Raw genomic sequence first — 26,890 nt, 5'->3', positions numbered from 1 at the left:
CTGGCTGTGGGCCCGCCGGTCAGGTTCAATTGACGGGCGGCGTGCAACCGACCCACCACGCCGACGCCGAAAGGCGTGCCCTCGACCGGGGTGCCCGCCACATCGGATGACGTCCTCCCCGCGCCCGGGGAGGTTGGCGGACAGGAGGTGAGCGAGCCGATGCTCCATCCTGCGAACACGCCGGTGCCGGCCGCCTCGCCTCCGAGTCTTCTCGACGCATCCGATCTGTCCGCGCTGTCCACACCCGTGCACTCGGGCCGGCCGGGGGCTCCCCAGATCCCGGACAACTGGGAGGATGCGTCCCGGATCGCATCGGACGCGTACTTCCCGCACAACCTGATCCGGCTGTCCCCGGACAGCACTCCTGGGCTGGTGCTGCGCAACGCGGACCTCGGGCCGATCCGGCTCGCCCGCATCGGGTGGGGTACGGAGGTAACCGTCGAATCCGCCCACCCGGGCGGCTACGCCGTCAACATCCCGCTCACGGGTCACCTGACATCGGTCATCCGCGGTACCGAGGTGACCTCCGCGGTCGGGCAGGCGACGATCTGCCCACCCGACACTGCGACACGGATCGTCGAATGGGACCGGGCCTGCCACATCCTCGGGGTCGGCATCGATCGCACCCACCTCGACCGCGAAATACTCCGCGTTCTCGAGACCGAGCGGCAGCTGCCCCGGCAGGTCGACCTCACCACTCCCGAGGGCGCGAGCTGGCTGCGTCTGGTCGTCTCGCTCGCGCAGCAGCTCACGGACGATCCGGGGGTGCTCGGCAACGCCCTCGTCGCCGACCAGTTGGCCGGCGCCGTCACGACGGCACTGGTCCTCGCGGCCGTGCCGTCGACTGCGGCTCCGACGCCGCGGCCGCGGATCGTCAAGCGGGTGGTCGACGCCCTGCACGCCGACCCCGGCCGCGTGTGGACGGCGGGCGACATGGCCGAGTGCGCCGGGGTGGGCGTTCGCCGCCTGCAGGAGGGGTTTCGCAGGTACGTTGGACGCAGCCCGTCCGAGTACCTGCTCGACATTCGGCTGCAGCGGGCACACGAAGAACTCCTGGATGCGGACCCCAGCCGCACCGTCACCGAGATCGCGCAAAGGTGGGGATTCACCCACACGGGCCGCTTCGCGGCGGCCTACCGCAACAAGTACGGCAATTCCCCCTCCCAGTCCCTGCGGGGCTGACCTCATCGCACCGGAGCCCTTCCCATGGCGATCGCGACACCGAACCAGGCCGCACTCCTGCGCGAACTCGAACCGACCGTCGAGGCGCTGCTGAACCGGCACCTGTCGATGGCCCGCGACTGGAATCCCCACGAGTACGTGCCCTGGGACGAGGGCCGGAACTTCGCCCCGATGGGCGGCGACGACTGGGAGCCCGGCCAGTCCCGACTCACCGAGGTCGCGAAGGTCGCGATGGTGACCAACCTGCTGACCGAGGACAATCTGCCGTCCTATCACCGGGAGATCGCGGGCAGCTTCTCCAGGGACGGGGCGTGGGGAACGTGGGTGAACCGGTGGACGGCCGAGGAGAACCGCCACGGCATCGTGATCCGGGACTACCTGACGGTGACCCGCGCCGTCGATCCGGTCGAACTCGAGCGGTTCCGGATGCAGCACATGACCATGGGGGTGTCGTCGCCCCTGGATGAGTCCTTCCTGCACTCGGTCACGTACGTGACGTTCCAGGAGCTCGCGACCCGGCTCGCGCACCGCAACACCGGCCGGGCCTGCGCGGACGACGTCGCCGAGCGGATGCTGAGCCGGGTCTCCGCCGACGAGAACCTGCACATGGTCTTCTACCGTTCCCTCGCCGGTGCCGCCCTCGACGTGACGCCCGATGCGGCGATGGACGCGCTCACCGAGATCCTGGTCCGCTTCCAGATGCCGGGGATGTCGATGCCCAATTTCCGCCGCAATGCGGCACTGCTGGCGCGGCACGGCGTCTACGACCTGCGCCAGCATCTCGACGAGGTGGTGTGGCCGGTGCTGAGGATCTGGCAGGTGTTCGACCGGACCGACGTCGGTCCGGTCGGTGAGCAGGCCAGGGAACGGCTCGCGGCCCATCTTGACGAGCTGGAACGCTCGGCGCGCCGATTCGAGGAGACCCGCGAACGCCTGCGGGCCCGCGAGGCGGAACGGGCCTGACCCCGGCGCGCCCGAAACCGGGCGAGACCGACCGCGGCCACCTATCGTATGCGTGACACACGGTCACACACAGGGGGACGCTCATGCGCACCGGGGAGAACACCGTCTGGCACTGGGACGTCAGCATTCGAGCGCGGCTGATCGCGGGGTTCACGCGAATCGTCGTCAAACCGCTGTTCACGATCTGGCCGGCCACCGACGGCGGCATCCGGATCCTTGCCAAGCTGGAAACCTACGTCGACCGCCTGCCCGCCCCACCCGGCAGCACCGTCCAGGACCTGACCCTGGGTGGGGTTCCGTGCGAGCGGGTCACGCACCGCCACGTCGCGACCGACGAGCTGGCCGATGCGACGATCCTCTACCTGCACGGCGGCGGCTTCGTGTTCTGTGGTCGCGGCACCCACCGCAGCCTGTGCGCCCTGCTGTCCGCCCGCGCCGGAGTTCCGGTGATCTCGGTGGAGTACCGGCAGTTGCCGGACGGCGGTGTCGGCACCTCGATCGCCGATGCGATGGCCGCCTACCGGGCCGTGCTCGAATCGTGTCCCGACCCGGCGAAGATCGTCGTCGCCGGCGATTCCGCGGGCGGTTACCTCGCCATGAAGGTCGCCGAGATTGCCGCGCTGCAGGGGCTCCCCCGGCCGGCCGCCGTGATCGGCTACTCCCCGCTGCTGAACGTGCACCTCGAACGACACGACCCGAAGTTCATGCGCAAGGACGCGTACCTGCCGATGAGCCAGGTCGCCAAGCTCAAGGACCGCTGGCTCGGCGGACCCGACGCCATCGTCGGCGTGGACTCGCCAGTCGACGCCGACCCGGCCGTGTTCCCGCCCGTGTTCCTCTCGTGCGCCGAGTACGAGCTGATGCGGCCGGATGTCGAGCTGCTGACGAGTCGGTTCGAACACGCCGGGCGGACCGTCGAGACCCATCTGTGGAGCGGTCAGATCCACGCGTTCCCGGTGCTCGGCACGATCCTGCGGGAAAGCCGGGAACTCGTCGCGCTGAGCATCGACTTCGCGCGTCGCAACGTCGCCGCCCGCCAGCGCCGGACCGCCTGACGCTCAGCCGCGAAGGTCGACGTACTCGGCATAGCCCAGGCCGGTGACGGCCCGGCCGCGGAACCACCCGTCGTAGCGAAAGCTTCCGACGTATCCGGCACCGAGCCCGTAACACCAGTCCCCCGACGCCGTGCAGTCCAGCGTCAGCAGTTCGTCACCGCCGACGCTCAGCCGCCACCTGAAGGTCTCCGGGAGCGACATCTCGCGACCGTCCGGGGTGCGGTGTGACCGGTCCGCGGCCCGCACGACGGTGAGGGTGCAGCCCGCCGTGTAGCCGACACTGTCCCCGCTCCGTGTCCGCAGGTATGCGGTGCGCAGCAGCGGGACACCACCCGGACCGGTGACGTGACTGAGCAGCACCTGAGTGCCCTCGTCGACGTTCACCACGTGATAGGTGAACAGGCGGGCGGGGAGCTTGGCGCGCGAGGCCAACCCGGGCGGCAACACACTGTGCGGACCGGCGCCGCGGGCGTACTCGACCGTGCACAGACCGGACACACCCTGCCCGTCGCCCGCGTGCGTGACGGTGCCCTCGTACTCGCAGAGCAGGCTCCAGTGCCGGTACACGCCGGGGATGTCGAAGAACCGGCTGATCGCACCGGTTGCCCGCAGTCGCAGATCGACTCCGACCTCCGGATGGGTGCGACGCACGGTGAACTCGGGATACCGGGACTCGAGGAGCAACTCGTCCCCGAATCGCAGCACGCTGCCGTCCGCCGCGAACTCGCAGTCCCGCGACGTCGAGCGGTGCAGAAACCCGCCACCGGTCATCGCCGCCGTCGACGAGACGACGGTGGTGGTGTCGCGAGGCGTCGTCTCGATCGCCCAGTCGTTCGCGAAGACCGCCGCCTCAGGGGTTCCGACGATTGCCATCACCCCGAAGTATCGATGCGGCTCGGGCAGATTCGGCACCATCACCCCGTAGTGCGCCCAGTTGAACCACCGCGACCCGAAGCTGCCGCGAGCACCGGGCGGACGCAGGTCGAGAGGCTGACGCACCGGCGGCTGGGGGCCGGACGCGCGGCGGTTCACCAGGGCCAGCGCCCGCTCGGCGAGACTGCGCCGCGGCGTCATTCGTCGAGCGGTTTCGCCCCGAGGACGTCGGCCAGCAACTCCAGTGCCACGTCGTTCGGATCACGCCGCACGGACGGGTCGGCCGGTTCGGCGGCCTCCGCCATCATCTCTTCCTCGTCCTCGGCCGTCACCGAATCCGGCGACGGCGGGTCGAAGTCCATCGGCCCCGGATCGTCGGGGTAGTCCGGCTCGTCGGGCGGCGGGATGTCGTCGACCGGCGGCCCGACGACCGGTTCGGGACCGGCCGGACGGGCAGGCTGCGGCGCCGCATTCGCCTGACTCGGCCTCGAGAACCGCGGCGCACCAGACGATTTCGCTTGCTGACGGACCGGGGCCGGCTTGCTCGGCACATCCTGGTCTGGGGTGCCGACCTGGCAGTCGACGGACCAGTCGACACCGAACACGTCGTGCAGCGCACGCCGGATCACGTCGGCGTTCCGGGGTTCGACGAGCCGCTTCGCGAGCGGGGCGGAGGCGTGCACGAGCACCACCGTGCCATTCTCGACGGAGCGAACCGTCGCCCCGGAGAGCATCACCTCGACGGTGCGGCTGTGCTCACGGACCTTGGCCCGCACCTCCGACCACACCGCCCGGATCGCAGCCGCGTCCGGCTCGGCGCCTCCCGCCGCGGCCACCGGGGGCTCGACGCCTCCCGGTTCCGGGACGGCGGGCTCGACCGCCACGAGCTCGGGCTCGCCGCCGACAGGCTCGGTGACGACCGGCTCGACCGCCACCGTCTCCGCGACTGCCGGCTCTGTGTCGGCCGGCTCGGTGTCGGCCGGCTCGGCGGCCGCGGGATCGACGGCGGCAGACTCGGCGATTTCAAGCTCGGGCTCGGATATCGGCTCCGCAGAATCCTCTGCCGGAGAGAAGAATTCGGCGGAGTCGGGATCGGCAGCGGGCGTGAGCGCATCCGCCACCGTGTCGAAGCTGTCGGGCACGAGCGGCGACGGTTCGACGGACGGTATGTCGAGGGGTTCACCGGGCTGCACCGGCGCCGCTTCCATCTGGGCCGCCACGGCCCGTGCGCGTGCTGCCGCCGCCTCCGCTGCGGCCTGGGCCTCGGCAGCCGCCTTGGCCAGTGCCGCGGCCTCCGCCTCCGCTGCGGCTTGGGCCTCGGCAGCCGCCTTCGCCCGGGCAGCAGCCGCGGCCTGCGCAACTGCCTCCGCCCGGGCAGCGGCCTCGGCCTGGGCCGCTGCTTCCGCCTCGGCGCGCGCGGCCGCTTCCGCCTCGGCCCGTGCCGCAGCTTCCGCCTCGGCCTGCGCGGCCGTCTCCGCCTGAGCCGCGGCCTGCGCAGCTTCGGCCTGGGCACGGGCCTCCGCATCCGCTTCCGCCTGCTTGCGCTGCGAGGGCCGCAGGAAGCGCGGTGCGGGTTCGTCGGGCGCAGGGCCCGCCGGCTCGGGCGCGGTGGGGGTGAGCGGCCTGGCCGCGGGCGCCGCGCCGCCGGGCCCTGCGACCACCCCACCGATCTCGAGTCGCTCGAGGCGCTGCAGCACCGCCGATTCCGCATCCGATGCGGACGGCAGCAGCATCCGGGCGCAGATCACCTCGAGCAGCAACCGCGGTGCCGTCGCGCCCCGCATCTCACCGAGCCCGGTGTGCAACAGTTCCGCGTACCGGGCCAGCGTCGCCGGACCGATCTGTTCCGACTCCTCCCGCATACGTTCGAGGACATCGCCGGGCGCGTCGACGAGGCCCCTCTCACCGGCGTCGGGGACGGCACGCATCAGGATCAGGTCACGGATCCGCTCGAGCAGATCCACAGCGAACCGGCGCGGGTCGTGACCGGCGTCCATCACCTTGTCGACGGTGCCGAACAGCGCGGCACCGTCGCCCGCCGCGAGGGCGTCGACGGCCTCGTCGATCAGCGCGACATCGGTGACGCCGAGCAGTGCGAGGGCTCGCGCGTAGGTGACGCCCTCCTCACCAGCACCGGCGAGAAGCTGATCGAGGACGCTGAGCGAGTCGCGGGGTGAGCCACCACCGGCGCGGATCACCAGCGGATACACCGCATCCTGGACCGCGACGTCCTCCTGCGCGCAGATCTTCTCGAGCAGTCCGCGCATCGTGTTCGGCGCCAGCAACCGGAACGGATAGTGGTGGGTGCGCGACCGGATGGTCGGCAGCACCTTCTCCGGCTCCGTCGTCGCGAACACGAAGATCAGGTGCTCCGGCGGCTCCTCGACGATCTTGAGCAGGGCGTTGAAGCCCTGCGTGGTGACCATGTGGGCCTCGTCGACGATGAAGATGCGGTACCGCGACTCGGCGGGCGCGTAGAAGGCGCGGTCGCGCAGCTCGCGGGTGTCGTCGACACCGCCGTGGCTGGCCGCGTCCAGCTCGATGACGTCGAGATTGCCCGGACCGCCGGGACCGAGAGCAACACAGGAGTGGCACGTCCCACACGGAGTCGACGTCGGGCCCTGAACACAGTTCAGGGAGCGCGCCAGGATGCGGGCGGACGAGGTCTTGCCGCAGCCGCGCGGGCCGGAGAACAGGTACGCGTGGTTGATGCGTCCCGCGTCGAGGGCGGTGCTCAGAGGCTCGGTGACGTGCTCCTGCCCCACCACCTCCGCGAAGGTCGCCGGTCGGTATTTCCGGTAGAGGGCCACGCGGTGAGGGTACCGGCGAGCACCGACATCGGGACCATTGACCGCCCGCGCGCCGGTCGGCCGAGCGGGTCCGGCCGCGTCCGTGGATCGACCGAATGTTCCGTTCACCCGATCGGATCGACCGAACGCTTCCGTTCACTCGACCGAATCGAGCGGATGCGCCGCCCGCTCTGCAGGCCACGCACGGCGCGTGACCAAGTGTGAGAAAGGCGAAACACACCCGCAACGTCACGGCAGCGCTCGTGAAACTCCGAGGGACGATTCTCTGCTGCGGCGTGCAAGCCGACCGCACGCGGAGGAGGCTGACCGTGCACACGATCGACGCCGGGGACACCGCCTGGCTGCTGGTGAGCACCGCTCTGGTGCTGCTGATGACTCCGGGCCTGGCCCTGTTCTACGGCGGCATGGTGCGGTCCAAGGGCGTGCTCAACATGATCATGATGAGTTTCGTCGCAATCGCGCTGGTCACCGTCGTATGGCTGATTGCCGGGTACAGCCTCGTCTTCGGTGACGACATCGGCGGCGGCCTGCTCGGTGGCCTCGAGCACGCAGGCATGGCCGGGATCTCCCCCGACACGGTGCACGGCACCGTGCCCGAACTGCTGTTCGCCACCTTCCAGCTCACCTTCGCGGTCCTCACAGCCGCGCTGATCAGCGGTGCTATCGCCGACCGGGCCAAGTTCTCCGCATGGATGCTGTTCGTCCCCGTGTGGGCGCTGCTGGTCTACGTGCCCGTCGCGCACTGGGTGTGGGGCCCCGACGGCTGGATCGCCCGCCTCGGTGTCCTCGACTACGCCGGTGGCCTCGTGGTCGAGATCGTCTCCGGCGCGTCCGGGCTGGCGCTCGCCCTGGTCCTGGGCCGGCGGATCGGCTTCCGCACCGAGCCGATGCGCCCGCACAACCTGCCCCTCGTGCTGCTCGGCGTCGGACTCCTGTGGTTCGGCTGGTTCGGCTTCAACGCCGGTTCCGCGCTCGGCGCGAACGGCACCGCTGCCGCGGTGTTCGTCAACACCCTCGTGGCCGGCTGCACCGGCATGCTCGGCTGGATGTTCGTCGAGCATCGCCGCGACGGGCACCCGACCACGTTCGGCGCCGCGTCCGGCGTCGTCGCCGGCCTGGTCGCGATCACCCCGTCCTGTGGTTGGGTGACCATTCTCGGCGCCGCCGTCGTCGGCACCCTCGCCGGTGTCGTCTGCTCGTTCGCGGTCGGTTGGAAGTTCCGATTCGGATACGACGACTCCCTCGACGTGGTGGGCGTGCACCTGATCGGCGGCATCGTCGGCACCCTCGCGATCGGCCTGCTCGCCGCACAGGTGATGACCCACGGCCCCGAGGGACTGCTGTACGGCGGGGGCCTCACCCAGCTCGGCAAGCAGGCGCTGGCGGTCGGCGTGGTCGGCGTGTACGCGTTCGGCCTCACCTACGCCCTCGGCAAGCTGATCGACCGTTTCTTCGGATTCCGGGTCACCGCAGAGCAGGAGACCGGTGGCATCGATCTCGCCCTGCACGCCGAATCCGCTTATGAGCACGCGGTCCTCGCGCACAGCGGCCCGGGCGGCTCCGGCATCTTCGGTACCCACTCCGGCCTGTTCGACACGCGGCACGACGGGACCCGCCGTCCGGACCACGAGCCGAATCCGGACCAGGACGATCTTCAGCGCGACTGACCTCCCCGGCGAGCTGCGCGAGCGGACGCGGCTCTGCACACACCTTTTCGGCGGTCCACACCCCTATTCGGCGACGAATGCCGGTGTGCACACCTGAAAAGGTTTGTGCACACCGGCATTGCGCGCGTCAGCAGTAGACCCGTTCGGCGGTGGCGACGTGGATCTCGGCGACGTTGCGGGCACCGCCCGTGGAGACGGTTCAGGTGCGCTTTCCGGCGTCACGTCGACGGTCGTCATCACCTCGTCCGCCGGGGCCGGGATCTCGGCCCCGCGGTTCTCCGCCACCGGTGCCGGAAGCCGGCTCGAGGACACCGCCGCAGATGTCGGCGCGCCCGACTCCTGCCCGACATCGACTGGAGTCGAGCACCCCGACAGACCGCCACAGATCACCGCGGCCACGACCGTCACGACGTTTCCAACTCTGACCACGAGCTGGAGTGTTTGCCCATTTCTACTTGCCAGTAATCCCGCATGACCAGGGAAAATCCGACAGTTCGATTACGACACGAACGACACTGGCGGCGTGCTATAAACAGCTTTTGTCCGTTACGTGAATTTGCACACACGGCAGCGGAACCGTCTCGGCCGGTCGGCTCCACGGAGCCGGCGCGCGTCCTCCCCGGGCGCGCTCGCAAACGTTCTTACGACGTAAGGAGCCGCATGACAAACTCGACGAAACGTTCCCCCCGGCGAACCGGAACCCTCACCCGAATCGCACTCGCAGGCCTCGCAACCGGCGGGGCCCTCGCCCTCGCCGCACCCACCGCGGCCGCTGCGCCCGGAACCACACCCGTTCCCGGCGGCGCCGTCTGCGATCCGACTGTCGGCCAGGGATGCCTGAGCGTCGTCGTCAACAGTGGAACCTTCGACAACAACGGGTTCACGCTTCCGATAGGCGACGGCGACCTGACCATCGCCGCGACTCTGCCCGACGGCGACGGGGCAATGGTGCCTCGCGACGACGGTCACTTCGGCGTCTACTCCAAGCCGATGACGGTGCCGGGCGGCGTCCTGGGTGTCGACCTGCCGTTCGACAACCTCTTCGGCCTCGCCGCGGTCACCTCACAGGTCGAGGCGGTGGAGACCCCAACCCTCAACGGCCTGGTCACCGACTTCGACATCACCCTTCCCGCGCGCCTGAAGATCAACAACCCCCTGCTGGGCGACAACTGCTACATCGGATCACCGGAGAACCCGGTCGTGTTCGAACTCGACAATGATCCCGCCGGCTTCGAATCCCACTACGAGGATCCCTACCCCGCCGAGACCGCGTGGCTGTCGGGCATCCACAACAAGGCCACCGAGTTCTCCCTGCCCGGCGCCACCGGCTGCGGTCCGTTCGGGGCACTGAACCCGATCGTCAACTGGCGGGCCAAGGTTCCGAACGGCACCGGCACGTCGCTGGAAACGGTGTCCACCGGCTTCCTGTTCCCGTCCGCCGCCGGCGGCACCGATCCGCTCGACGAGACCGGCGGCGAGGGTGGCAGCTCCGGCTCCAGCGGATCAAGCGGCAGCTGACCCTTCGCGCCAGGGCGTGGTGCGCCTCGAGATCCGCGCACCACGCCCGGGCATCAGGTTCTCGGCACCAACGCCCCGAATCGACCGGTGGCACACATCATTCGATCGATCCGACCTCTGACGCGAGTCCACCCCCGGCCCGGGAGGGCGTCACCATGGGGTGATTCGGTTCCCGCACTATGCCTTCGCGGCCTTCGCGGCGGCCTTGGCGGCCTGCTTGAACTCACGGACCTCCAGGAGCGTCTGCTGGTCGACGACGTCGGCGATCGACCGGCGGGCACCGTCGTCGCCGTAGGCACCGGCCGCCTCCCGCCACCCGGCCGGCTGCACGCCGATCTGCTTGCCGAGCAGGGCCAGGAAGATCCGCGCCTTCTGGTCGCCGTAGCCGGGGAGCGCCTTCAGCCGCTTGAGCACTTCCCTGCCATCCGGGTCGCCCGACGTCCAGATCGCGGCGGTGTCGCCGTCGTAGTGCTCGACGATGTAACCGCACAGCGACTGGATCCGCGCGCCCATCGACTTGGGGAACCGGTGTACCGCCGGCGGCTGCGAGCACACCGCGATGAAGTCGTCCGGGTTCATCTCCGCGATCGTGTGCACATCGAAACCGCCGATCCGGTCGGCGATCTTCTTCGGGCCCGCGAACGCGGATTCCATCGTGACCTGCTGATCGAGGAGCATCCCGGTGAGGAGCGCGGCCGGATTCTCGGCCAGCAGCTCGTCGGACGCCGGGTCCTGGGTCAGGCACAGCTTCACAGTCATTGCTCGATTCTGACATCCGCGCGGGCGCCCGGTGCGGAACAATTTCGCATGGGTGCCGCGCTGTGGATCAGTCAGCGGCGACCGAAGCTCGGCTGGTGCTGGAACGGCAACCCGCACTCCAGGCTCGGCTCCGCCTCGGCCGGCCGCCGGATCGGCCCCTGACGGTCAGCGCCGCCGCCACAGCACCGCGGCCGCGACCACCGACCCCATCATCACGGTGGTCGCGGTCAGCGCGTACGCCCAGTGCGTGAACAGTGTCGGCTCCGTCGTGGCCGGGATCGCCGCCAGCGCCGCGAACAACGCCACCGCCGCGATCACCCCGGCGAGCACCGACCACGCGTTGGCGAGCCGCGAGTGCCGGGCGCCCCGAAGTTCCGCGCTGCGCAGGAGCCCGTGTTCGATCACACGCACTGCCTCGGCCAGTTCGATGTCGAGTTCCTCGGTCTCCTCCGCGGCCCGCCGGACCAGGATCGAGCGGAGCTGGGTGGGCTGGGTCCAGGAGTGGTAGCGGTTGTCGCGCTGGTGCTCCTTGCGCAACAGGGCCCGTTCCATTCGCCGGGCCTGCATCGCGGCGACGTCGTCGAGCGCTTGGACCAACCGGTCTCCGGTGAGGTCCTCGCGGCAGCGCAAGTGGTCGAGGACCTGCCAGAAGTCCATCGAGCACCGCGCCCGGATCGCCACCCACGGGAGCAGGCAGTACAGCATCTCGCGGGTGCCGGAGCCGACGTAGTCGTGGCCGCGGGCGGTCGCCTCGAGGTCGAGGAGCACCGCGGCGGAGTCCTCACGTACCGCGACCGTCGCACCGGGCTCGACCGGCTGGTCGACGAGCGAGACCCGATCCCAGTGCCAGAGCACTCCCCACCGCCCGGCCGCGGCGCGCGCCAGCGGCCCGGTCTGCGGCCCCTCCACCAGGCCACGGACCCGGTCGGCGCCGTCCGCGGTCACCTCGACGACGAGGCCTTCGATCGCCTCCTGGTCGCCGATGCCACGGTGACTGTGCACGACCACGTCGGTCAGCGGCCGATGCACGGCCGGATCGGAAAGTCGGGTGTGCAGCCCCGGGAACAGGTCGACCAGGCTGGCATCGGAGTCGAGGCCGAAGACCGTGAGGAACGCGTCCACGGCCGGGCGGAATCCTGCTCCGTCCCGATCCTGCAGGGGGTCGGTGTTCCAGCCGACCAACGTGGTGTCCGGGACATCGGACAGCGACTCGAGCGCGAGGACGAGTCCGTTGTCCGGTACTTCCCACAGGGACAGGCAGGTGGCGGCGGGCCCCACATAGGGACGGACACCAGGTTCGCCCGACCGCATCGCGGCGGTCGCAGCCCCGAACGTGAGCTCCGCCCCCGCCTCGCTGCGATGCCGGTACGCCAGCAGTACGGCCGGCCGCACCCCGCGCTCGGTCCGCGGCCGTGGCCCGATCCTGGCCGGCAGGAACGGCTCCACGGCGAGGACCGGCTCGACCCGTGTCGGCGACGGCCCCTCACGGACGTCTAGCGCCAACAGAAACATTCTCAGCACCCCGTTGCACGCTCCGGCCGACCCGACGTTCGTCGGAGCCGGTCCGGACTGCACACCAGCGCGACTGGTCATGACACTCACCACTCAGTCCAACCCACTGCGCCGATCGCAGCGGACCTGAGCCGGAGTATCGCAGGTTCCCCGCGAAAAAGCCCTTCCCGCAGGTCGACTCGGGTACCGGGCGCGCGAGTTACGCTTCGAGCGCCTTCTCGGTGGCGGCGAGCAGGACGCAGGTCGCGACGCCGTCCATCGCGGTCTCGAGGTCGTCCATCGACGGGAAGCTCGGCGCAAGCCGGATGTTCATGTCGTCCGGATCGGTCGAGTACGGGAACGCGGAGCCGGCGGCGGTCAGCGCGATGCCCGCATCCTTGGCCAACGCGATGACCCGCTTCGCGGTGCCCGGGACCACGTCGAGGCTGATGAAGTAGCCGCCCTTGGGCTCGGTCCAGGACGCGATCTTCGACGGACCGAGCCGGTCCTCGAGGATCCGCAGCACGGCCGCGAACTTCGGCGCCAGGATCTCGCGATGCTTGGCCATGTGCGCGCGAACGCCGTCGGCGTCGCCGAAGAAGCGCAGGTGCCGCAGCTGATTGACCTTGTCCGGTCCGATGCTCTTCTTGCCGACGTGCTTCTGGTACCAGGCCAGGTTCGCGTCGGAGCTGCCGAAGAAGCTGACGCCGGCACCGGCGAAGGTGATCTTCGAGGTGGACGCGAACACGTACGGCCGGTTCGGGTTACCAGCAGCAGCGGCGAGACCGAGCACGTCGTACGCCGGCGCGAACTCCTCGGTCAGCGGATGCACCGCGTAGGCGTTGTCCCAGAAGAGGCGGAAGTCGGGGGCGGCGGTCGGCATCGACGTCAGGGCGCGCACGACCTCCTCCGAGTACACCGCGCCGGTCGGGTTGGAGTACGTCGGCACGACCCACATGCCCTTGATCTGCGGGTCCTCGGCGACCAGATGCGCGATCGCGTCGACGTCCGGGCCGTCCGGGCGGATCGGAACCGGGATCATCTCGATGCCGAACGACTCGGTGATCGCGAAGTGCCGGTCGTAGCCGGGGGCCGGGCACAGGAACTTGACCTTCGTCTCCTGCGTCCACGGCCGCGGCGAGTCCACGTTGCCGTGCAGCAGGGAGAACACGATCAGGTCGTGCATGATCTCGAGGCTGGCGTTGTTGCCCGCGAGCAGGTTCGCGGTCGGGATGTTCAGCAGCTCACCGAAGATGGCACGCAGTTCCGGCAGGCCGGTCAGCCCGCCGTAGTTGCGGACGTCGGTGCCGCTGCCGTCGCGGTGATCGCCCTCGCCGGGGAGCGTCAGCAGCGCCTCCGACAGGTCGAGCTGTTCGGGGGACGGCTTGCCGCGGGTGAGGTCGAGGACCAGCTTCTCTGCCTTGAGCTGCGTGTACTTCTCGGACTGCCGTTCGTGCTCGGAACGGAGTTCCTCGTGGCTCATCAACCCAATCTGGGTTTGGGTAGGCATCCCGGAAAAACCTTTCACACCGAAGCGGCGGGGGCAGAGCTGCATAGAAAATAAGGGGACCCCGCGCACCCGGCAGAGCCCATTGACCCTTGCTGCCTTCCGGCCCTGGGGGAGTTCACAGGATGCGCGCCGCGCGGGATCCACTGACGAGTGTAGCGAGCCCGTCGCACGGACGGACAATCGGCCGGTCATCGGGGCCCCGGCACCCCCGTTTTCCGGATTGCGGGGGTGAGCCGGTATGCTCGCCCACGGAGGATTCGCCTAGTGGCCTATGGCGCTCGCCTGGAACGCGGGTTGGGTTAACGCCCTCAGGGGTTCAAATCCCCTATCCTCCGCCACACGATGGCCCCCGATCTCCGGATCGGGGGCCATCGTCGTATCCGCCACCCCGTGACGCGAATGTTCAAGACTCCGGCGCGGGAGCGGCGCAGGATGGGTCCATGACCGACACCTCCGCGATCGCAGCCCGCTACCGCCGCCGCGCCGACAACCTGACCGGCACCGTCGCCTCGGTCCCCGCCGACCGGTGGGACTCGTCCTCTCCGTGCGAGGGCTGGACCGCACGCGACGTGTTGCGGCACCTCATCGACGTCCATTCCTTCCCGTTGAAGCCCGTGGGACTGTCTCTTCCGCCGGCGCCCAGCGTCGACGAGGACCCGCTCGCGGCATGGACCCGCACCCGCGACGCGGTACTCGAGATCCTCGACGACCCGCAGCGCGCGGGCCTCGAGTACGACAGCAGCCTCGGCCGTACCTCGGTCGCCGCGACGTTCGACTCCTTCCTCGGCTTCGACCTGGCGATTCACCGCTGGGACATCGCGCACGCCACCGGTGTCGACGAGACGATCCCGGCCGAGGACCTCGCGGCGGCGGCCGCCCTCGCCGACCGGATGGGTGAGCAGATCCGCAGCTCGGGCGTGTGTGGTCCCGCGGTCGAGGTCCCGGCCGACGCGGACGAGCAGACGCGCATCCTCGCGGTGCTGGGGCGGCGCGCCTGAGCGGCGCCGAGTGCGCACTCGGCGGATCGCTAGGCTGGACGCCATGAGTGGAGACGGTGCCGGGCGGTTTGCACCCAGCCCGTCCGGCGACCTCCACCTGGGCAATCTGCGAACCGCCCTGCTGGCGTGGCTGTTCGCCCGCTCCACCGGCCGCGGGTTCCTGATGCGGGTCGAGGACCTGGACCGGGTACGGCCCGGCGCCGAGGAACGGCAGCTCGCCGACCTCGCCGCGATCGGTGTGGACTGGGACGGCGAGATCGTCCACCAGTCGCAGCGACTGCCGCGTTACGCCGCCGCCGTCGACGCCCTGTCCGCCGCCGGCCTGACCTACGAGTGTTTCTGCACCCGGAGGGAAATCCAGCAGGCGGCCACCGCGCCGCACGGCCCGGACGGGCACTACCCGGGCACATGTCGGTACCTCACGACCCAGCAGCGGCAGGCCAAACGGGACGCCGGGCGGCCTCCGGCGATCCGGTTGCGCGCCGACGTCGCGGAGTTCGAGGTCGAGGACCTGCTGCACGGCCGCTACACCGGAGCCGTCGACGACGTGGTGCTGCGCCGCGGCGACGGCGTGCCCGCGTACAACCTCGCGGTCGTCGTCGACGACGCCGCGCAGGGCGTCGACCAGGTGGTGCGCGGCGACGACCTGCTCGGGTCCGCCCCGCGCCAGGCATACCTGGCAACCCTCCTCGGACTTCCCGTGCCGACCTTCGCGCACGTGCCGCTGGCCCTGAACGCCGAGGGCAAACGCCTCGCCAAACGAGACGGCGCGGTCACCCTCGCTGACCAGCAGGCCGCGGGACGCACCCCGGATGCGGTACGCGGTCTTCTCGGGGCCTCACTCGGGCTGGCCGAATCGGACGAGAAGCCGTCGATGGCGGACCTGCTCGACCGGTTCGACCCCGCCGCGCTCCCCCGCGACCCCTGGGTGTTCACAGCCGGCTCCGAGTTGTAGCCGAATCGGTACGAAACGCCTGTTCGCCAGCGCGCGAACAGGCTGCGGGCGCCGTAGTGTCTACCAAGATCAACAAACAGCGCGGCGCGCCGATGTGTCGCCGCGCATCGACCAGGACCATTGAGGGGAACCGCACGTGAGTGAGAACCCGCCCGGGGCACCCGATCCGAACCATCCGCAGCAGCCCCCGAACCAGGGCACCCCGCCGCCGAACTCCGGACAGCCCGGCTACGGACAGCCCGGCTACGGGCAGCCCGGCCCCGGACAACCCGGCTACGGACAGCAGCCCACGTACGGGCAGCCCGGCGGCTACCCGCCTCCGCCCGGCTACGGTGCACCGCAGCCCGGCGGCTATCCCCCACCGCCGGGTTACGGCACGCCCCAGCCCGGCGGATATCCGCCGCCGCCCCCGTCCGGGGGTTACGGGGCACCGCTCCAGCCGGCACCCGGCTTCGGTGGACCCGGAGGCACCCCGCAGCTGACCATCCCGGATGCGCTCGGCTACGCGTGGAACAAGTTCAAGGCCAATGCCGGCGTGTGGGTCGGGATCACCGTGATCATCTTCCTGATCGAGCTCGTGGTCAGCTTCATCTTCGGTTTCAACGACTCATATGACAGCTTCGGTGACTACTTCACGTTCTGGCGCATCCTCGGCACCGTCGTCAGCGCCATCGTCAGCTACCTGGTCAATGCGGCACTGGTGCGGGGCGCCCTGCACGAACTGGACGGAAACAAGCCGGGCATCGGCTCGTTCTTCCAGTTCACCAACGTCGGCGCGATCATCCTGGCCAGCCTCCTCGTCGGCATCATCACCGGCATCGGATTCGTGCTCTTCATCATCCCGGGCATCATCCTGGCGTTCCTGACCTGGTGGACACTCCAGTTCGTCGTCGACAAGGAGCAGGACGCGGTCACGGCGATCAAGTCCAGCTTCCGGGCGATCTCCGAGAACGTCGGGCCGCTGGTGCTGCTGGCCCTGGTCCTGGTCGCCCTGAACATCGTCGGCGCGCTGCTGTGCGGCCTGGGCCTGCTGATCACCATTCCGCTGACCACCATCGCATCCACCTATGCGTACCGGGTGGTGGTCGGAGGCCGCGTCTCCGCCTGACCGATCGGCATCCTGCACCCTGAACCATGCACGGTGCAGGGCAATCACAAACCTCGCACATCGGGCGCGAACCCAACCGGGTTCGCGCCCGACGTCGTCTCGGTGCTTGGATGGCCGTCGTGACAGCTTCAGACCAGGTCGACCAGCAAACCGAGCACGCGACGTTCGCCCACGTCGCCCGCGGCTACTATCCGACCTTCGTCGCACTGTTCACCGCGGTGCTGCTGATCTCCAACATCTGCGCCACCAAGGGCGTCGCATTCTTCTCGGACGCCGACGTGTCCGTCGGCCCGCTGCAGATCCTGCCGATCATCACCGACGGCGGGTTCTTCCTGTTCCCGCTCGCCTACATCGTCGGCGACGTACTCAGCGAGGTGTACGGCTTCAAGGCCACCCGGCGCGCGATCTACCTGGGCTTCGGCGCCCTGATCCTGGCGTCGGTGTGCTTCCTGATCCTGATCGAACTGCCGTCCGCCGACTTCTACGAGAACCAGGCGTCGCTCGAGGCGGTGGTCGGGGTGTACCCGCGGCTGCTGCTCGCCGGACTCGCCGGCTACCTCGTCGGCCAGTTGCTGAACTCCCTGGTGATGGTTTCCATCAAGGAACGTACCAAGGAGAAGCACCTGTGGGCGCGGCTGATCGGTTCGACCGTGGTCGGCGAGTTCGCGGACACCCTGATCTTCTGCGCGATCGCCGCCGGCGCGATCGGCATCAGCACCTGGGACGACTTCCTGAACTACGTGCTCGTCGGGTTCCTGTGGAAGACGCTGGTCGAGGTGCTCGTCATGCCGATCACCTACCGGGTCATCGCGTACGTCAAGAAGCGCGAGCCGACCTACGTCGTCGCTTCCTGACCGCCCCGCCTTGGTTCCCTAATGTCACATTCGGTCACCTCAGGTGAGCGAATGTGACATTAGGGAACCCCCAGGGGCACCACGGGGGTCAGGCGCGGGCGGTGGCGTAGAAGCTGCTGAGCGTCTGCGCCTTCAGGTCGTCGAAGTACCCGCCGTCGATGCTGTCCCGGATCCGGTCGACGAGGCGGATGGTGAACCGCTCGTTGTGGATCGTCGCGAGCGTGGACGCGAGCATCTCCTTGGCCTTGAACAGGTGGTGCAGGTACGCCCGCGAGTAGTTGCGGCAGGTGTAGCAGTCACAGTTCTCGTCGATCGGGTTGAAGTCCCGCTTGAACCTGCTGGTGTTGACGTTGAACCGGCCGTTCTCGGTGTACATCGCGGCGTTGCGCGCCACCCGCGACGGGTTGACGCAGTCGAACGTGTCGGCACCGTTCTCCACCGCGGTGAACAGGTCGTCGGGCTCGCTGATGCCGAGCAGGTGCCGCGGCTTGTGCTCGGGCAGTTCCTCGTTGCACCAGCGGACGATGGTGCCCAGGTTCTGCTTCTCGAGCGCGCCGCCGATGCCGTAGCCGTCGAACCCGCGGCCGGTCTCGCCGACGATCGACTCCAGCCCGCGGCAGGCCTGCCGGCGCAGGTCCTCGTACTGCGCGCCCTGCACCACACCGAACAGGGCCTGGTACGGCCGGTGTGTGCGCTGCGCGGTGAGGCGTTCGTGTTCGGCGATGCAGCGCACCGCCCACGCCTGCGTCCGCTGCACCGACTCCTCCTGGTAGGCGCGGGTGTTGAACAGGGTGGTCAGCTCGTCGAACGCGAAGATGATGTCCGCGCCCAGCTGGTGCTGGATGCCCATCGAGATCTCGGGCGTGAACCGGTGCCTGCTGCCGTCCCGGTGTGACTTGAACGTCACCCCGTCGTCGTCGACGTGCGCGAGCCGCTCCTTGCCCACCGCGATCACGTCGTCGGACTGGACGCCGACGGCCTCCATCGCGAGCACCTTCTTGAAGCCCACGCCGAGGGACATCACCTGGAAGCCGCCGCTGTCGGTGAAGGTCGGGCCCGGCCAGTTCATGAACCGGCCCAGGCCGCCGGCCTCGTCGACGATGTCCGGTCCGGGCTGCAGGTACAGGTGGTAGGCGTTGGCGAGCACCGCCTGCGCACCGGCCTCGCGGATCGTCTCCGGCAGCACCGCCTTGACGGTGGCGTTGGTGCCGACCGCGATGAACGCGGGGGTGGCGATGTCACCGTGCGGGGTGTGGATCGTGCCGGTCCGTCCGAGCTGTCCGGGGATCCGGGTCCGCACCGTGAAGAACGGATCGGGCGGCGTCGGCACTGCATCACTCACCTCGCCATCGTGTCACAGCCCCACAACGCCTCGTCCGCCACGCGGCGGAAGCCCGGAACGGGTGTGCTCGCCGACACCGCCCCGAAAACATGCGCACGAATGACGTCGCGGCGACACTCCCGCGAAACATGGCTGCACTAGACACTTCCCATGACCCACCCCGTGACGCCCCACACCGATGCCCCGGTTCCCCCTGGATTGATCGACGCCTTCTGGCGCTACGACGCCGCACTCCTCTCGAACGACACGCGCGAACTCGACTCGTTGTTCGAGCAGTCCGACCACACACTGCGCGCCGACGGCAACGGCATCCTCGAGGGCCACGCGGCGATCAGCGACTTCCGGGCGGCGCGCCCCGATCGACCGACCCGCCGGATCACCCGCTGGTGGACACGGGTACTCGCCGACGACCTGGTCTACACCACCGCCGAGGTGCGGTCGGCGACCGGCGCAGCGGGACTGCAGACGCAGCTGTGGAGGCGTACCGCGCACAGGTGGCAGATCGCCGCGGCTCATGTCACCCCGCCGAGCAAGCCGGTCGAGAGCACCATCTGGCGCGTCGCGGGTTCGCCGTTGCTCGCCGGGGCGGGCGACGGCCCACTGTCCGGCGAGACGGTGGCGGTGAAGGACCTGTTCGCCGTGGCCGGCGTGGCGCGCTCCGGTGGCGTCAAAGCGTATCTCGCGGAACAGGATCCGCAGGCCGATTCGGCCGTCGCGGTGCGCCGGCTCCTCGACGCGGGTGCGTCCGTCACCGGAGTCACCCACACCGACCAGTTCGCTTTCGGGCTCGCGGGCCAGAACGCGGACTTCGGCACTCCGGTCAATCTGGCCGCCCCGACCCGCATCCCGGGCGGATCGACGAGCGGATCGGCCGCCGCCGTGCGGCACGGTTGGTCGAGCATCGGCCTGGGCACCGACACCGCCGGCTCGATCCGGGTGCCGTCCAGCTATCAGGGACTGTGGGGTTTCCGTCCGACGCACGGCGCAGTGAGCACCGACGGCGCACTGCCGCTGGCGCCGTCCTTCGACACCGTCTCCTGGCTGACCCGGGACGCCGCGACACTGATCGCGGTCGGACAGGTGCTGCTGCCCGACGACGACGCACCGGCCCCCACCGACACGGTCTGGTCGCCCGACGTAATCGGCCCCGCAGATCCACTGGTGCAGGACATTGTTCGCGACACCGCCCGCACCCTGAGCGCGCAGGAGCTTCCGCCGCTGCCTGCCCTCGCGGAGTGGACCGCAGCCTTCCGCACCGTGCAGGCGCACGAGGCGTGGGAGGCGCACGGCAAGTGGATCACCGCGCATCCCAGCGCGCTCGGCCCCGAGGTGAAGTCCCGTTTCCACGCCGGGAGCACGGTGACAGAGGCGGACCTGGCCGACGCCCGCGACACCCTGCGCACCGCGCGGACCACGCTGGCCGGCCTGCTCGACGGCCGGGCCCTGATGCTGCCGACCGTCGGCTCCGCCACACCGCAGGTGAACGCCACTCCCGCCGAGGTGGACGCGCACCGGCAGTCGACGCTGCGGTTGACCACCCTGGCCTCGCTCACCGGCTTCCCCGCGGTCTCGATCCCGGCGCTCTCCCTGGACGGCGCACCGCTCGGCCTCTCCCTGGTCGGTGCGGCCGGATCCGATCGCGGACTGATGGAGCTGGCCGGGCGAATCGGCGCAGAACTCGGCGCCTGACCAACGCGATCCGGCGCCGGGGACCGAGCGGACCGGTCCCTAGCGCCGAATCGCGCGGCGCACCATGCCGTACTCCGGTCCGTCGGGTACATGCGTCTCGAAGCCGCGGTAGAGGCGTTCGCCGTGCAGGGACATCCCGACGAGGCTGATCGTCAGCAGCGGACGATCGGCCTCGACGGCAAGCAGTTCCTGCACGGCCGGATCCGGAAGGACAGGCTTGAGGGTCGCCGACTCCCATTCCACCGGCACCCCGCGCAGGGTCGTGACCGACTCGAAGACCGAGTACTCGTCGTCGAACTCGACGCCCTCCCGCCGGCGCGCGGGCACCACGTCCTCGGCCAGGATCAGCGGACGGCCGTCCGCCAGCCACCGCTTGACCACCCGGAAACAGGACGCCCCGGGTGTCGATTCGAGGTCGCGGGCCTCCTCTTCGGTCAGCTCCGACCACTGCGCGCTGACGACGTCGACCTTCACCTCGTAGCCGGCCTCGACGAGCCGCTTGCTCAGCTCGTAGCTCTGGTCGATGCGGAACGGAACCGAGAGTGCGGCGACGTTCGCGAAGGTGCCCTGGTGCGCCCGCCGGGCGACCAGGCCCTGACTCTCGAGTCGCACCAGCGCTTCCCGCACCATGGGGCGACTGATGCCCAGCGCCTTGGCGAGTTCGAGTTCGGTCGGGAGGGGTACTCGCTGGGTGGCGGCCTCGCGCCAGATTCGTTCGAGCTCACCGCCGAACTCGTCGTCCCAGCTGTGTTCCATCGGTCCCCGCCCCTCCTTCGAACAGACCGGCTGAGTCTAAGCACTACCTTCGCAAAATCGTAGTGGCGCAACATGAATGTCATACCACGGATATGAATGGGTTACGACGTCGTCTTACGTTCTATTCACCCGCAAGAACGAGCGAAAGGAGCCGTCGTTGACCGGACCCGCCCACGGCCGCTCACCCGCCGGGACGCTCGAGCCGAATCTCCCCCGTCTCCCAGGAACACTCGTACACGTCGGGCAGCTCCTCGCCGTCGAGCGCCCGGCGTGCCAGATCGACGAGAACCGGTGTGATCGCCGATCGTACGCTCGCCGAGTCCGCACCGACAGGGGTCAGGAAACCGTAGGTCGTGGCGCCGAGTTCCCGCGCCACCGCAGTCGCCGCGGCCCCGGGGGCGTCGACCGAGTGTGCGACGAGCGCGCACTCCAGCTGCTCGACCAGGACCCGCGCTGCGTGCGGCCCCTCGTCCATCGCCAGGAAGCTCGACAGGTACAGCACGTTCACCCGGCGCGCGGGGTCCACAGCGGCCACACCGCGGACGAATCCCGCTGCCGCCCGTTGCTGGGTCGGCACCGGCGGGCCGGCGATGTAGCCGAGCGGCCCGTCGACCTCCTCCGCCGCGGCCCGGCCGGCGTGCTCGGCCCCCAGCCACCAGCACCAGTCGACCATCGTCACCCGAGGTGGCGTCGTGAAGGTGTCCGGGGCCTGCGCGTACTCGGCGGGCACATCGGACAGGATGACCGTTCGCTTCCCATCAGCCAACCGCCGGGCCTCGTCGAGGTACTGGATTCCGTGCAGTACCACCACATCCCAGCCGTCGACGGTGTCGTCGACCGCGCCGACCACGACCTCCGCGTCCAGACCGGCCTCACGCCACGATGCCAACGCGCCCCAGGCCCCGTCCAGCCAGCCCGCGTCGCCGCCGATCGCCGGTACCACCAGCCCGATCCGTGGACTGCTCATGTCCCGATCACACTCCGCTCCATGGGATTTGCCCTCACCTCGAAGTAAGGAAGAAAGTTGCCGAACATGCTGCCCATCCTAGAAACCTGTCCCAAGTCGATGCGGATCGGACCGTGCGGTGGCGTCTTCGCCGATGGTGGTTGCGAGATCCGGCCGAGCCGGGCCTGCAGCTTCCTCGACCTCGGGAAGGCCGAGGCCCGCTCGGCCGACGAGTCCGCCTTCGTCCCCGCCGCAGGCAGCCGTCCGGCACACCCGGCGGGCAGCAGCCTGAAGGCGACACTGGACAGCGGCAAGTTCACGATCATCGCCGAGGTGAACGGCGCGGACAGTTCCGACGCAACGGAATTCGTCGACTCCTCCCGCGTCGTCGCCGAGGTGGCGGACATCGTCTCGATCACCGACCACTCCGGTGCGAACGTGCACATGGGCAACATCGCCGCGACCGCACACCTGCGCAACGCCGGCCTGGACGTGATGCCGACCTTCGGGTGCCGCGACCGCAACCGGATCGCGCTACAGGGCGATCTCCTCGGCGCGGCCAGCCTGGGCGTACGCAACGCCCTGATCGTGACGGGAAACCATGTGGACGTGGGTGATTCGCCGGATGCCCGCGCGGTCTTCGATCTCGACAGCCCGCGCCTGCTGGCAATTGCCGACCGGCTGCGCACCGAGGGCGTTCTCGACAACGGCCGCGCGGTGGAGGTGGCGCCGGACCTCTACCTCGGTGCCGTGGTGCACCCCTTCGCCCCGCCCTACGACGACCGGCCCCGCCAGGCCATCCGGAAGGTGCGGTCCGGCGCTGATTTCATCATCTCCCAGCACATCTTCGACGTCGATCGCTGGCGGTCGTTCCTCGCCGAGGTCAACCGTCTCCGCGTCGGCGAGCGGCCGTTCCACCTGCTCGGCGGCATCGCGATCATGCCCAGCGAGACGATCGCCCGTCAGGTCAACGCCGGACTGCGCGGATTCTCCATCCCCGAAACGCTGCTGACCCGGCTGCGTCAGGCCAAGGACCCGCAGGACGAGGGCATCGAGATCGCCGCCGAACTGCTCACCGAGCTGATCGAGAGCGAGGGTGTCTCCGGTTGCCTGCTGGCACCGGTGACCGGTCGGCAGAACGCGCTGGCGGCCTCGGTGGAGCAGTCCGAGCTGATCGCCGAGGTCCGGCGCCGCGCAGGCATCCCGGTCGGAAGGGAGGCACTGGTATGACACGCGAGGTGATGAGCGTGACCGGCCCCGTCGACGTCGAGTCGCTGGGCGTGGTCATGCCGCACGAACACCTGATCGCCAACGCCCACACCCAGTGGATCTACCCCGAGGACCGCGGCGAACTCGACTACTACACCCAGGCCTACACCGCGCAGCTGCACGGCGAGGTTCAGCTCGAACCGTTCTCGTTCCGCTCGGCGATGCAGCAGCTGGACCTGGACGTGGCCCGGGAGGAGCTCGACAGCTACCTCGGCGCGGGCGGGCACACCGTGGTCGATCTCGGAATCCCCGGGTTCGGCCGAGATCCGGTGGCCCTCAAGGCGCTGTCCGAGCTGACCGGCGCCACGGTGATCATGGGCTGCGGTGAGTACGTGGAGCATTCGCACTCCCCGTACGTGAAGTTCTCCTCCGCCGAGGTGGTGCGGGACGTCCTGCTCGACGAGATCGAGAACGGCGTCGGCAACACCGGCGTCCGGCCCGGGATCATCGGCGAGATCGGCACCGGCAATCCGCCTACCGCGGAGGAACGCAAGGTCGTCCGCGGTGCGGCGCTGGCGCAGATGGAGTCCGGCCTGGCACTGAACCTGCACCGCACCATCTTTCCCGACCCGCTGGCCACACTGCCGGTGGTGGACGAGGTACTGGAGATGGGCGTCGATCCCCGCAAGCTGATCGTCAGCCATTGCGACGAGCGACCGGAATCCGAGTTCGCGTTCGAGCTGGCTCGCCGCGGGTGCTGGGTGGAGCTCGACACCTTCGGCATGGAGCAGTGGGCGGTCTCCGCGCGCCGCGGGGACGACTATCCCCCGCGCTCGTTCGACCACCACCGGATCGAACTGCTGGTGGCGCTGCTCGACGCCGGCTACGGCGACCGGGTACTGCTGAGCCACGACATCGCGATGAAACCCCAGTTCACCCACTACGGAGGGTGGGGGCTGCGGCACCTGCTGCGCGGCATCCGACCGCAGCTGGCGGCCCGGGGGATCACCGACGAGGTGTTCACCCGGCTCACGGTCGAGAATCCGGTTGCCGCCCTGGCCTGAGCCCCAGAACCGCAGACACCGGCCGACGGCCGCGATTTCCCCCGAGGAGGTCGCGGCCGTCCTGCTGTGCGTGCACCGCGACCACAGCCTCACGCACGAGCGGGTGCGGGCGGGACCGCGGCAGCCGGCGCGGACGGGTGCGGGCCCCGCGTGAACGGACGCGGTCGCGCAGACACCTCCACCCGTTCGGCCGGACCACCGCCACCGACGACGGCTCGGCCAGCGGACGGTCCCATTCCGGGTGGCCGATGTCAGCGGCTGCCGGTTGCCGGCACCCACGACCGCACCCCGCAGACGACCTGGCGTCGCCCCGGGAGACGAGGGAACGGGACGCCGAGGGAGGGCATCCGCACACGACGAGACCCGGCTGGGGGTATCCAGCCGGGTCTCCGTCGGGTGTGAGTGTTCAGTTCTCGTGTTCCCTCATGGTTCTCACTCGTCCTCGGGGACCGCGGACTCGTGCCAGCGGTGCAGTACCAGCCATTCGACGAAGCTGACGATCCCGAACAGGATCAGGGCGACGACGCTGGCGAGCACGACGGCCGCGAACAGTTCCGGGGTGCGGAGCTGATTGGCGTAGTGGGTGATCGCGTAACCGAGACCGCCTGCGCCGCCGCCGATGCCGGCGGCGAATTCGCCGACGATCGCGCCGATCGCGGCCGAGCTGGCGGCGACCTTGAGCCCGGTCATGATCTCCGGCAGGGCGTGCGGCACGCGTAGCGAGAACAGCTGCACGCGAGCCGGTGCGCCGGCCATCCGGTAGAGCTGGACGAGATTGCGATCGGTCGACTTGAGTCCCTGCAGGGTGTTCGCCGCGACCGGGAAGACCGCGAGCATCGCGGCGACCAGGGTGTTGGTGGCGATACCTGCCCCGAACCAGACCACCAGGATCGGCGCGACCGCGATGATCGGAATCGTCTGCAGGATCACGAGATAGGGGTAGATGCCGAGTTCGGCGGTCTTCCAGCGGCCCATGATCAGGGCGGTGGCGAAGCCGCTCACCGCGGCGAGCAGGAACCCGAGGTAGGCCTCCTGCATCGTCACCAAGGTCGGCTCGACCAGGTCCGGGGCCCGCTCGATCAGTGCGGAGACCACGTCCAGCGGGGAGGGCACCAGATAGGAAGGGACACCGGAGAGAGCGACCCCGCCCTGCCAGAGCGCGAGTGCGACGACGGCGAAGGCGATCGGGACGGCGACCTTGCGGCCCAGTCCCCTACGCGGTTTCGGCGCCGCGGGTTCGGTGCCCGCGCCGTCCGGGGTGGTCGGCGGCGGTGTTTCGACGGGTGACTGCAGTGTCTGGGACATCGGCGGCCTCTCAGTGTTCGAAGGCCAGCAGGCCGGAGATCTCGGTGGTGAGGGCGTCGAGCGCCGCGAGGTCACGCGGGCCGCCGTCCTGGCGGGGCGGGCTGGGCGAGTCGATGATCCGGTCGATCCGCCCCGGACGGGCGGCCATGACCACCACCCGATGGGCGATGTTCACCGCCTCCTGGATGGAGTGCGTGATGAACAGGGCGCTGAACTGCTGCATCCGCCACAGGTCCAGCACGACTTCCGACATCTTCGCGCGGGTGAACTCGTCGAGTGCGGCGAACGGTTCGTCGAAGAACATGATCTCCGGCGAGCTGGTGATCGCCCGGGCCAGCGAGACCCGCATCTTCATACCGCCGGAGAGCTGGCGCGGCAGGGAGGAGGCGAACGGCGCCAGGCCGACCGTCTCGAGGGCCGCCGTGGCGGCAGCACGGCGTTCTGCCTTGGGCACGCCCTTGAGCTTGGCAACCAGTTCCGCGTTGCTCTGCACCGTGCGCCACGCCAGTAGCGTCGGGTCCTGGAAGACGTAGGCCTGCTCCTGCGCACGCCGGATCAGCTGGCCACGACTCACCTCGGAGAGGCCCGCGGCCATGCGCAGGACCGTGGTCTTGCCGCAGCCGGAAGGCCCTACGATCGAGACGATTTCGCCCTTCTCGATGCTCAGGTCCAGCGGCGTGATCGCGTGGTACCCGTTGCGGAAGACCTTTTCCACTCCGCGGAACTCGAGCATGGGCTGCGGCGTCGGCACGGTCACGGGGTCCATCAGGGTTGCGGTGGTCATAGCCTCTCCTCGGGAGTCGTCTGTCCGGGCGGGGGATCCGTCCGTCGGGGCG

General features: G+C 69.6%; 23 protein-coding genes, 1 tRNA gene and 1 other RNA gene. 14 read left to right on the top strand and 11 right to left on the bottom strand.

Features of this window, described 5'->3' with window-relative positions:
• The first annotated feature begins 159 nt into the window (after positions 1-159).
• The 3 genes from ACWDUM_RS11780 to ACWDUM_RS11770 all read left to right on the top strand — a co-directional run bounded on the left by ACWDUM_RS11780 (position 160) and on the right by ACWDUM_RS11770 (position 3,200).
• Positions 160-1,182 (top strand): AraC family transcriptional regulator, encoded by a 1,023-nt coding sequence (locus tag ACWDUM_RS11780; RefSeq protein WP_450134108.1) that lies wholly within the window; start codon positions 160-162, stop codon positions 1,180-1,182.
• 24 nt (positions 1,183-1,206) lie between these two features.
• Positions 1,207-2,145, top strand: a complete 939-nt coding sequence (locus tag ACWDUM_RS11775; RefSeq protein ID WP_450134107.1) for an acyl-ACP desaturase — start codon at positions 1,207-1,209, stop codon at positions 2,143-2,145.
• Positions 2,146-2,228: 83 nt separating this feature from the next.
• Positions 2,229-3,200, top strand: coding sequence for an alpha/beta hydrolase (locus ACWDUM_RS11770; protein WP_450134106.1), 972 nt, complete (start codon positions 2,229-2,231; stop codon positions 3,198-3,200).
• A gap of 3 nt (positions 3,201-3,203) precedes the next feature.
• Here ACWDUM_RS11770 and ACWDUM_RS11765 read toward each other — a convergent pair whose 3' ends face one another.
• Together ACWDUM_RS11765 and ACWDUM_RS11760 are read right to left on the bottom strand one after the other, a co-directional pair.
• Positions 3,204-4,274: a DUF6670 family protein gene (locus tag ACWDUM_RS11765; protein ID WP_450134105.1), complete on the bottom strand. Its 1,071-nt coding sequence runs from the start codon at positions 4,272-4,274 to the stop codon at positions 3,204-3,206.
• Positions 4,271-6,883 carry a DNA polymerase III subunit gamma and tau gene (locus ACWDUM_RS11760; RefSeq protein WP_450134104.1) on the bottom strand — a complete coding sequence of 871 codons (2,613 nt, stop codon included), beginning with the start codon at positions 6,881-6,883 and terminating at the stop codon, positions 4,271-4,273. The genes ACWDUM_RS11765 and ACWDUM_RS11760 overlap by 4 nt, the downstream gene beginning before the upstream one ends.
• Positions 6,884-7,191: 308 nt before the next feature.
• Between ACWDUM_RS11760 and ACWDUM_RS11755 the strand changes: the two genes are divergently transcribed.
• The gene (locus tag ACWDUM_RS11755; RefSeq protein WP_450134103.1) at positions 7,192-8,550 is read left to right on the top strand and encodes an ammonium transporter; all 1,359 of its coding nucleotides are present in this window, start codon (positions 7,192-7,194) and stop codon (positions 8,548-8,550) included.
• 660 nt (positions 8,551-9,210) lie between these two features.
• Entirely contained in the window at positions 9,211-10,068 is an 858-nt protein-coding gene (locus tag ACWDUM_RS11750) for a hypothetical protein (RefSeq protein WP_450134102.1), read from the top strand.
• A 177-nt stretch (positions 10,069-10,245) separates the two neighbouring features.
• Here ACWDUM_RS11750 and ACWDUM_RS11745 read toward each other — a convergent pair whose 3' ends face one another.
• Positions 10,246-10,827 (bottom strand): HhH-GPD-type base excision DNA repair protein, encoded by a 582-nt coding sequence (locus ACWDUM_RS11745; RefSeq protein ID WP_450134101.1) that lies wholly within the window; start codon positions 10,825-10,827, stop codon positions 10,246-10,248.
• A 48-nt stretch (positions 10,828-10,875) separates the two neighbouring features.
• Between ACWDUM_RS11745 and ACWDUM_RS11740 the strand changes: the two genes are divergently transcribed.
• A complete protein-coding gene (locus tag ACWDUM_RS11740; protein ID WP_450134100.1) occupies positions 10,876-10,989 on the top strand; it encodes a DUF5701 family protein in 114 nt (37 codons plus the stop codon).
• Between the two features lie 3 nt (positions 10,990-10,992).
• Here the strand turns inward: ACWDUM_RS11740 and ACWDUM_RS11735 are convergent, their stop codons facing one another.
• From ACWDUM_RS11735 to ffs, 3 genes are all read right to left on the bottom strand, one after another.
• On the bottom strand, positions 10,993-12,420 hold the full coding sequence (locus ACWDUM_RS11735) for a hypothetical protein (RefSeq protein ID WP_450134099.1): 1,428 nt from the start codon (positions 12,418-12,420) through the stop codon (positions 10,993-10,995).
• A 118-nt stretch (positions 12,421-12,538) separates the two neighbouring features.
• Positions 12,539-13,828: an aminotransferase class I/II-fold pyridoxal phosphate-dependent enzyme gene (locus ACWDUM_RS11730; RefSeq protein WP_450134098.1), complete on the bottom strand. Its 1,290-nt coding sequence runs from the start codon at positions 13,826-13,828 to the stop codon at positions 12,539-12,541.
• 50 nt (positions 13,829-13,878) lie between these two features.
• An RNA gene (ffs, locus tag ACWDUM_RS11725) (signal recognition particle sRNA small type) lies at positions 13,879-13,973 on the bottom strand.
• Positions 13,974-14,078: 105 nt separating this feature from the next.
• Here ffs and ACWDUM_RS11720 point away from each other — a divergent pair.
• The 5 genes from ACWDUM_RS11720 (at position 14,079) to ACWDUM_RS11700 (ending at position 17,743) form a co-directional block, all read left to right on the top strand.
• A tRNA-Ser gene (locus ACWDUM_RS11720) sits at positions 14,079-14,166 on the top strand.
• Positions 14,167-14,268: 102 nt separating this feature from the next.
• The gene (locus ACWDUM_RS11715; RefSeq protein ID WP_450134097.1) at positions 14,269-14,826 is read left to right on the top strand and encodes a TIGR03086 family metal-binding protein; all 558 of its coding nucleotides are present in this window, start codon (positions 14,269-14,271) and stop codon (positions 14,824-14,826) included.
• A 43-nt stretch (positions 14,827-14,869) separates the two neighbouring features.
• Complete coding sequence (gene gluQRS / locus ACWDUM_RS11710) at positions 14,870-15,781, top strand: tRNA glutamyl-Q(34) synthetase GluQRS (RefSeq protein ID WP_450134096.1); 912 nt, start codon at positions 14,870-14,872, stop codon at positions 15,779-15,781.
• Positions 15,782-15,917: 136 nt separating this feature from the next.
• Positions 15,918-16,889, top strand: coding sequence for a hypothetical protein (locus ACWDUM_RS11705; protein WP_450134095.1), 972 nt, complete (start codon positions 15,918-15,920; stop codon positions 16,887-16,889).
• 119 nt (positions 16,890-17,008) lie between these two features.
• Positions 17,009-17,743, top strand: coding sequence for a queuosine precursor transporter (locus ACWDUM_RS11700; protein ID WP_450134094.1), 735 nt, complete (start codon positions 17,009-17,011; stop codon positions 17,741-17,743).
• Between the two features lie 88 nt (positions 17,744-17,831).
• Here the strand turns inward: ACWDUM_RS11700 and tgt are convergent, their stop codons facing one another.
• On the bottom strand, positions 17,832-19,085 hold the full coding sequence (tgt, locus tag ACWDUM_RS11695; RefSeq protein ID WP_450115555.1) for a tRNA guanosine(34) transglycosylase Tgt: 1,254 nt from the start codon (positions 19,083-19,085) through the stop codon (positions 17,832-17,834).
• Positions 19,086-19,235: 150 nt separating this feature from the next.
• On the opposite strand from tgt, the gene ACWDUM_RS11690 reads away from it, so the two are divergent.
• Positions 19,236-20,774: an AtzH-like domain-containing protein gene (locus ACWDUM_RS11690; RefSeq protein WP_450134093.1), complete on the top strand. Its 1,539-nt coding sequence runs from the start codon at positions 19,236-19,238 to the stop codon at positions 20,772-20,774.
• Between the two features lie 39 nt (positions 20,775-20,813).
• Here ACWDUM_RS11690 and ACWDUM_RS11685 read toward each other — a convergent pair whose 3' ends face one another.
• Positions 20,814-21,530 carry a GntR family transcriptional regulator gene (locus ACWDUM_RS11685; RefSeq protein ID WP_450134092.1) on the bottom strand — a complete coding sequence of 239 codons (717 nt, stop codon included), beginning with the start codon at positions 21,528-21,530 and terminating at the stop codon, positions 20,814-20,816.
• Positions 21,531-21,711: 181 nt separating this feature from the next.
• Positions 21,712-22,497, bottom strand: coding sequence for a BMP family ABC transporter substrate-binding protein (locus ACWDUM_RS11680; RefSeq protein WP_450134091.1), 786 nt, complete (start codon positions 22,495-22,497; stop codon positions 21,712-21,714).
• Between the two features lie 66 nt (positions 22,498-22,563).
• Here ACWDUM_RS11680 and ACWDUM_RS11675 point away from each other — a divergent pair, with 66 nt between their 5' ends.
• A complete protein-coding gene (locus tag ACWDUM_RS11675) occupies positions 22,564-23,706 on the top strand; it encodes a methylenetetrahydrofolate reductase C-terminal domain-containing protein (protein ID WP_450115559.1) in 1,143 nt (380 codons plus the stop codon).
• Positions 23,703-24,749, top strand: a complete 1,047-nt coding sequence (locus ACWDUM_RS11670; RefSeq protein ID WP_450134090.1) for a phosphotriesterase family protein — start codon at positions 23,703-23,705, stop codon at positions 24,747-24,749. The genes ACWDUM_RS11675 and ACWDUM_RS11670 overlap by 4 nt, the downstream gene beginning before the upstream one ends.
• 432 nt (positions 24,750-25,181) lie before the next feature.
• On the opposite strand, the gene ACWDUM_RS11665 is transcribed toward ACWDUM_RS11670, so the two are convergent.
• Together ACWDUM_RS11665 and ACWDUM_RS11660 are read right to left on the bottom strand one after the other, a co-directional pair.
• Positions 25,182-26,054: an ABC transporter permease gene (locus ACWDUM_RS11665; RefSeq protein ID WP_450134089.1), complete on the bottom strand. Its 873-nt coding sequence runs from the start codon at positions 26,052-26,054 to the stop codon at positions 25,182-25,184.
• A gap of 10 nt (positions 26,055-26,064) precedes the next feature.
• Entirely contained in the window at positions 26,065-26,838 is a 774-nt protein-coding gene (locus tag ACWDUM_RS11660; protein WP_450115562.1) for an ABC transporter ATP-binding protein, read from the bottom strand.
• Positions 26,839-26,890 lie beyond the last annotated feature (52 nt).

The sequence above is a fragment of the Rhodococcus sp. NPDC003322 genome (genome assembly GCF_053589555.1).
This window is presented reverse-complemented; position numbering and strand designations above follow the sequence as displayed.

Bases quoted from the DNA above. Each gene is read 5' to 3' on its own strand.
- ACWDUM_RS11780 (WP_450134108.1), top strand. From the start codon at position 160: ATGCTCCATCCTGCGAACACGCCGGTGCCGGCCGCCTCGCCTCCGAGT.
- ACWDUM_RS11775 (WP_450134107.1), top strand. From the start codon at position 1,207: ATGGCGATCGCGACACCGAACCAGGCCGCACTCCTGCGCGAACTCGAA.
- ACWDUM_RS11770 (WP_450134106.1), top strand. From the start codon at position 2,229: ATGCGCACCGGGGAGAACACCGTCTGGCACTGGGACGTCAGCATTCGA.
- ACWDUM_RS11765 (WP_450134105.1), bottom strand. From the start codon at position 4,274: ATGACGCCGCGGCGCAGTCTCGCCGAGCGGGCGCTGGCCCTGGTGAAC.
- ACWDUM_RS11750 (WP_450134102.1), top strand. From the start codon at position 9,211: ATGACAAACTCGACGAAACGTTCCCCCCGGCGAACCGGAACCCTCACC.
- ACWDUM_RS11745 (WP_450134101.1), bottom strand. From the start codon at position 10,827: ATGACTGTGAAGCTGTGCCTGACCCAGGACCCGGCGTCCGACGAGCTG.
- ACWDUM_RS11740 (WP_450134100.1), top strand. From the start codon at position 10,876: ATGGGTGCCGCGCTGTGGATCAGTCAGCGGCGACCGAAGCTCGGCTGG.
- ACWDUM_RS11735 (WP_450134099.1), bottom strand. From the start codon at position 12,420: ATGACCAGTCGCGCTGGTGTGCAGTCCGGACCGGCTCCGACGAACGTC.
- ACWDUM_RS11730 (WP_450134098.1), bottom strand. From the start codon at position 13,828: ATGCCTACCCAAACCCAGATTGGGTTGATGAGCCACGAGGAACTCCGT.
- ACWDUM_RS11715 (WP_450134097.1), top strand. From the start codon at position 14,269: ATGACCGACACCTCCGCGATCGCAGCCCGCTACCGCCGCCGCGCCGAC.
- gluQRS (WP_450134096.1), top strand. From the start codon at position 14,870: ATGAGTGGAGACGGTGCCGGGCGGTTTGCACCCAGCCCGTCCGGCGAC.
- ACWDUM_RS11690 (WP_450134093.1), top strand. From the start codon at position 19,236: ATGACCCACCCCGTGACGCCCCACACCGATGCCCCGGTTCCCCCTGGA.
- ACWDUM_RS11685 (WP_450134092.1), bottom strand. From the start codon at position 21,530: ATGGAACACAGCTGGGACGACGAGTTCGGCGGTGAGCTCGAACGAATC.
- ACWDUM_RS11680 (WP_450134091.1), bottom strand. From the start codon at position 22,497: ATGAGCAGTCCACGGATCGGGCTGGTGGTACCGGCGATCGGCGGCGAC.
- ACWDUM_RS11675 (WP_450115559.1), top strand. From the start codon at position 22,564: ATGCTGCCCATCCTAGAAACCTGTCCCAAGTCGATGCGGATCGGACCG.
- ACWDUM_RS11670 (WP_450134090.1), top strand. From the start codon at position 23,703: ATGACACGCGAGGTGATGAGCGTGACCGGCCCCGTCGACGTCGAGTCG.
- ACWDUM_RS11665 (WP_450134089.1), bottom strand. From the start codon at position 26,054: ATGTCCCAGACACTGCAGTCACCCGTCGAAACACCGCCGCCGACCACC.
- ACWDUM_RS11660 (WP_450115562.1), bottom strand. From the start codon at position 26,838: ATGACCACCGCAACCCTGATGGACCCCGTGACCGTGCCGACGCCGCAG.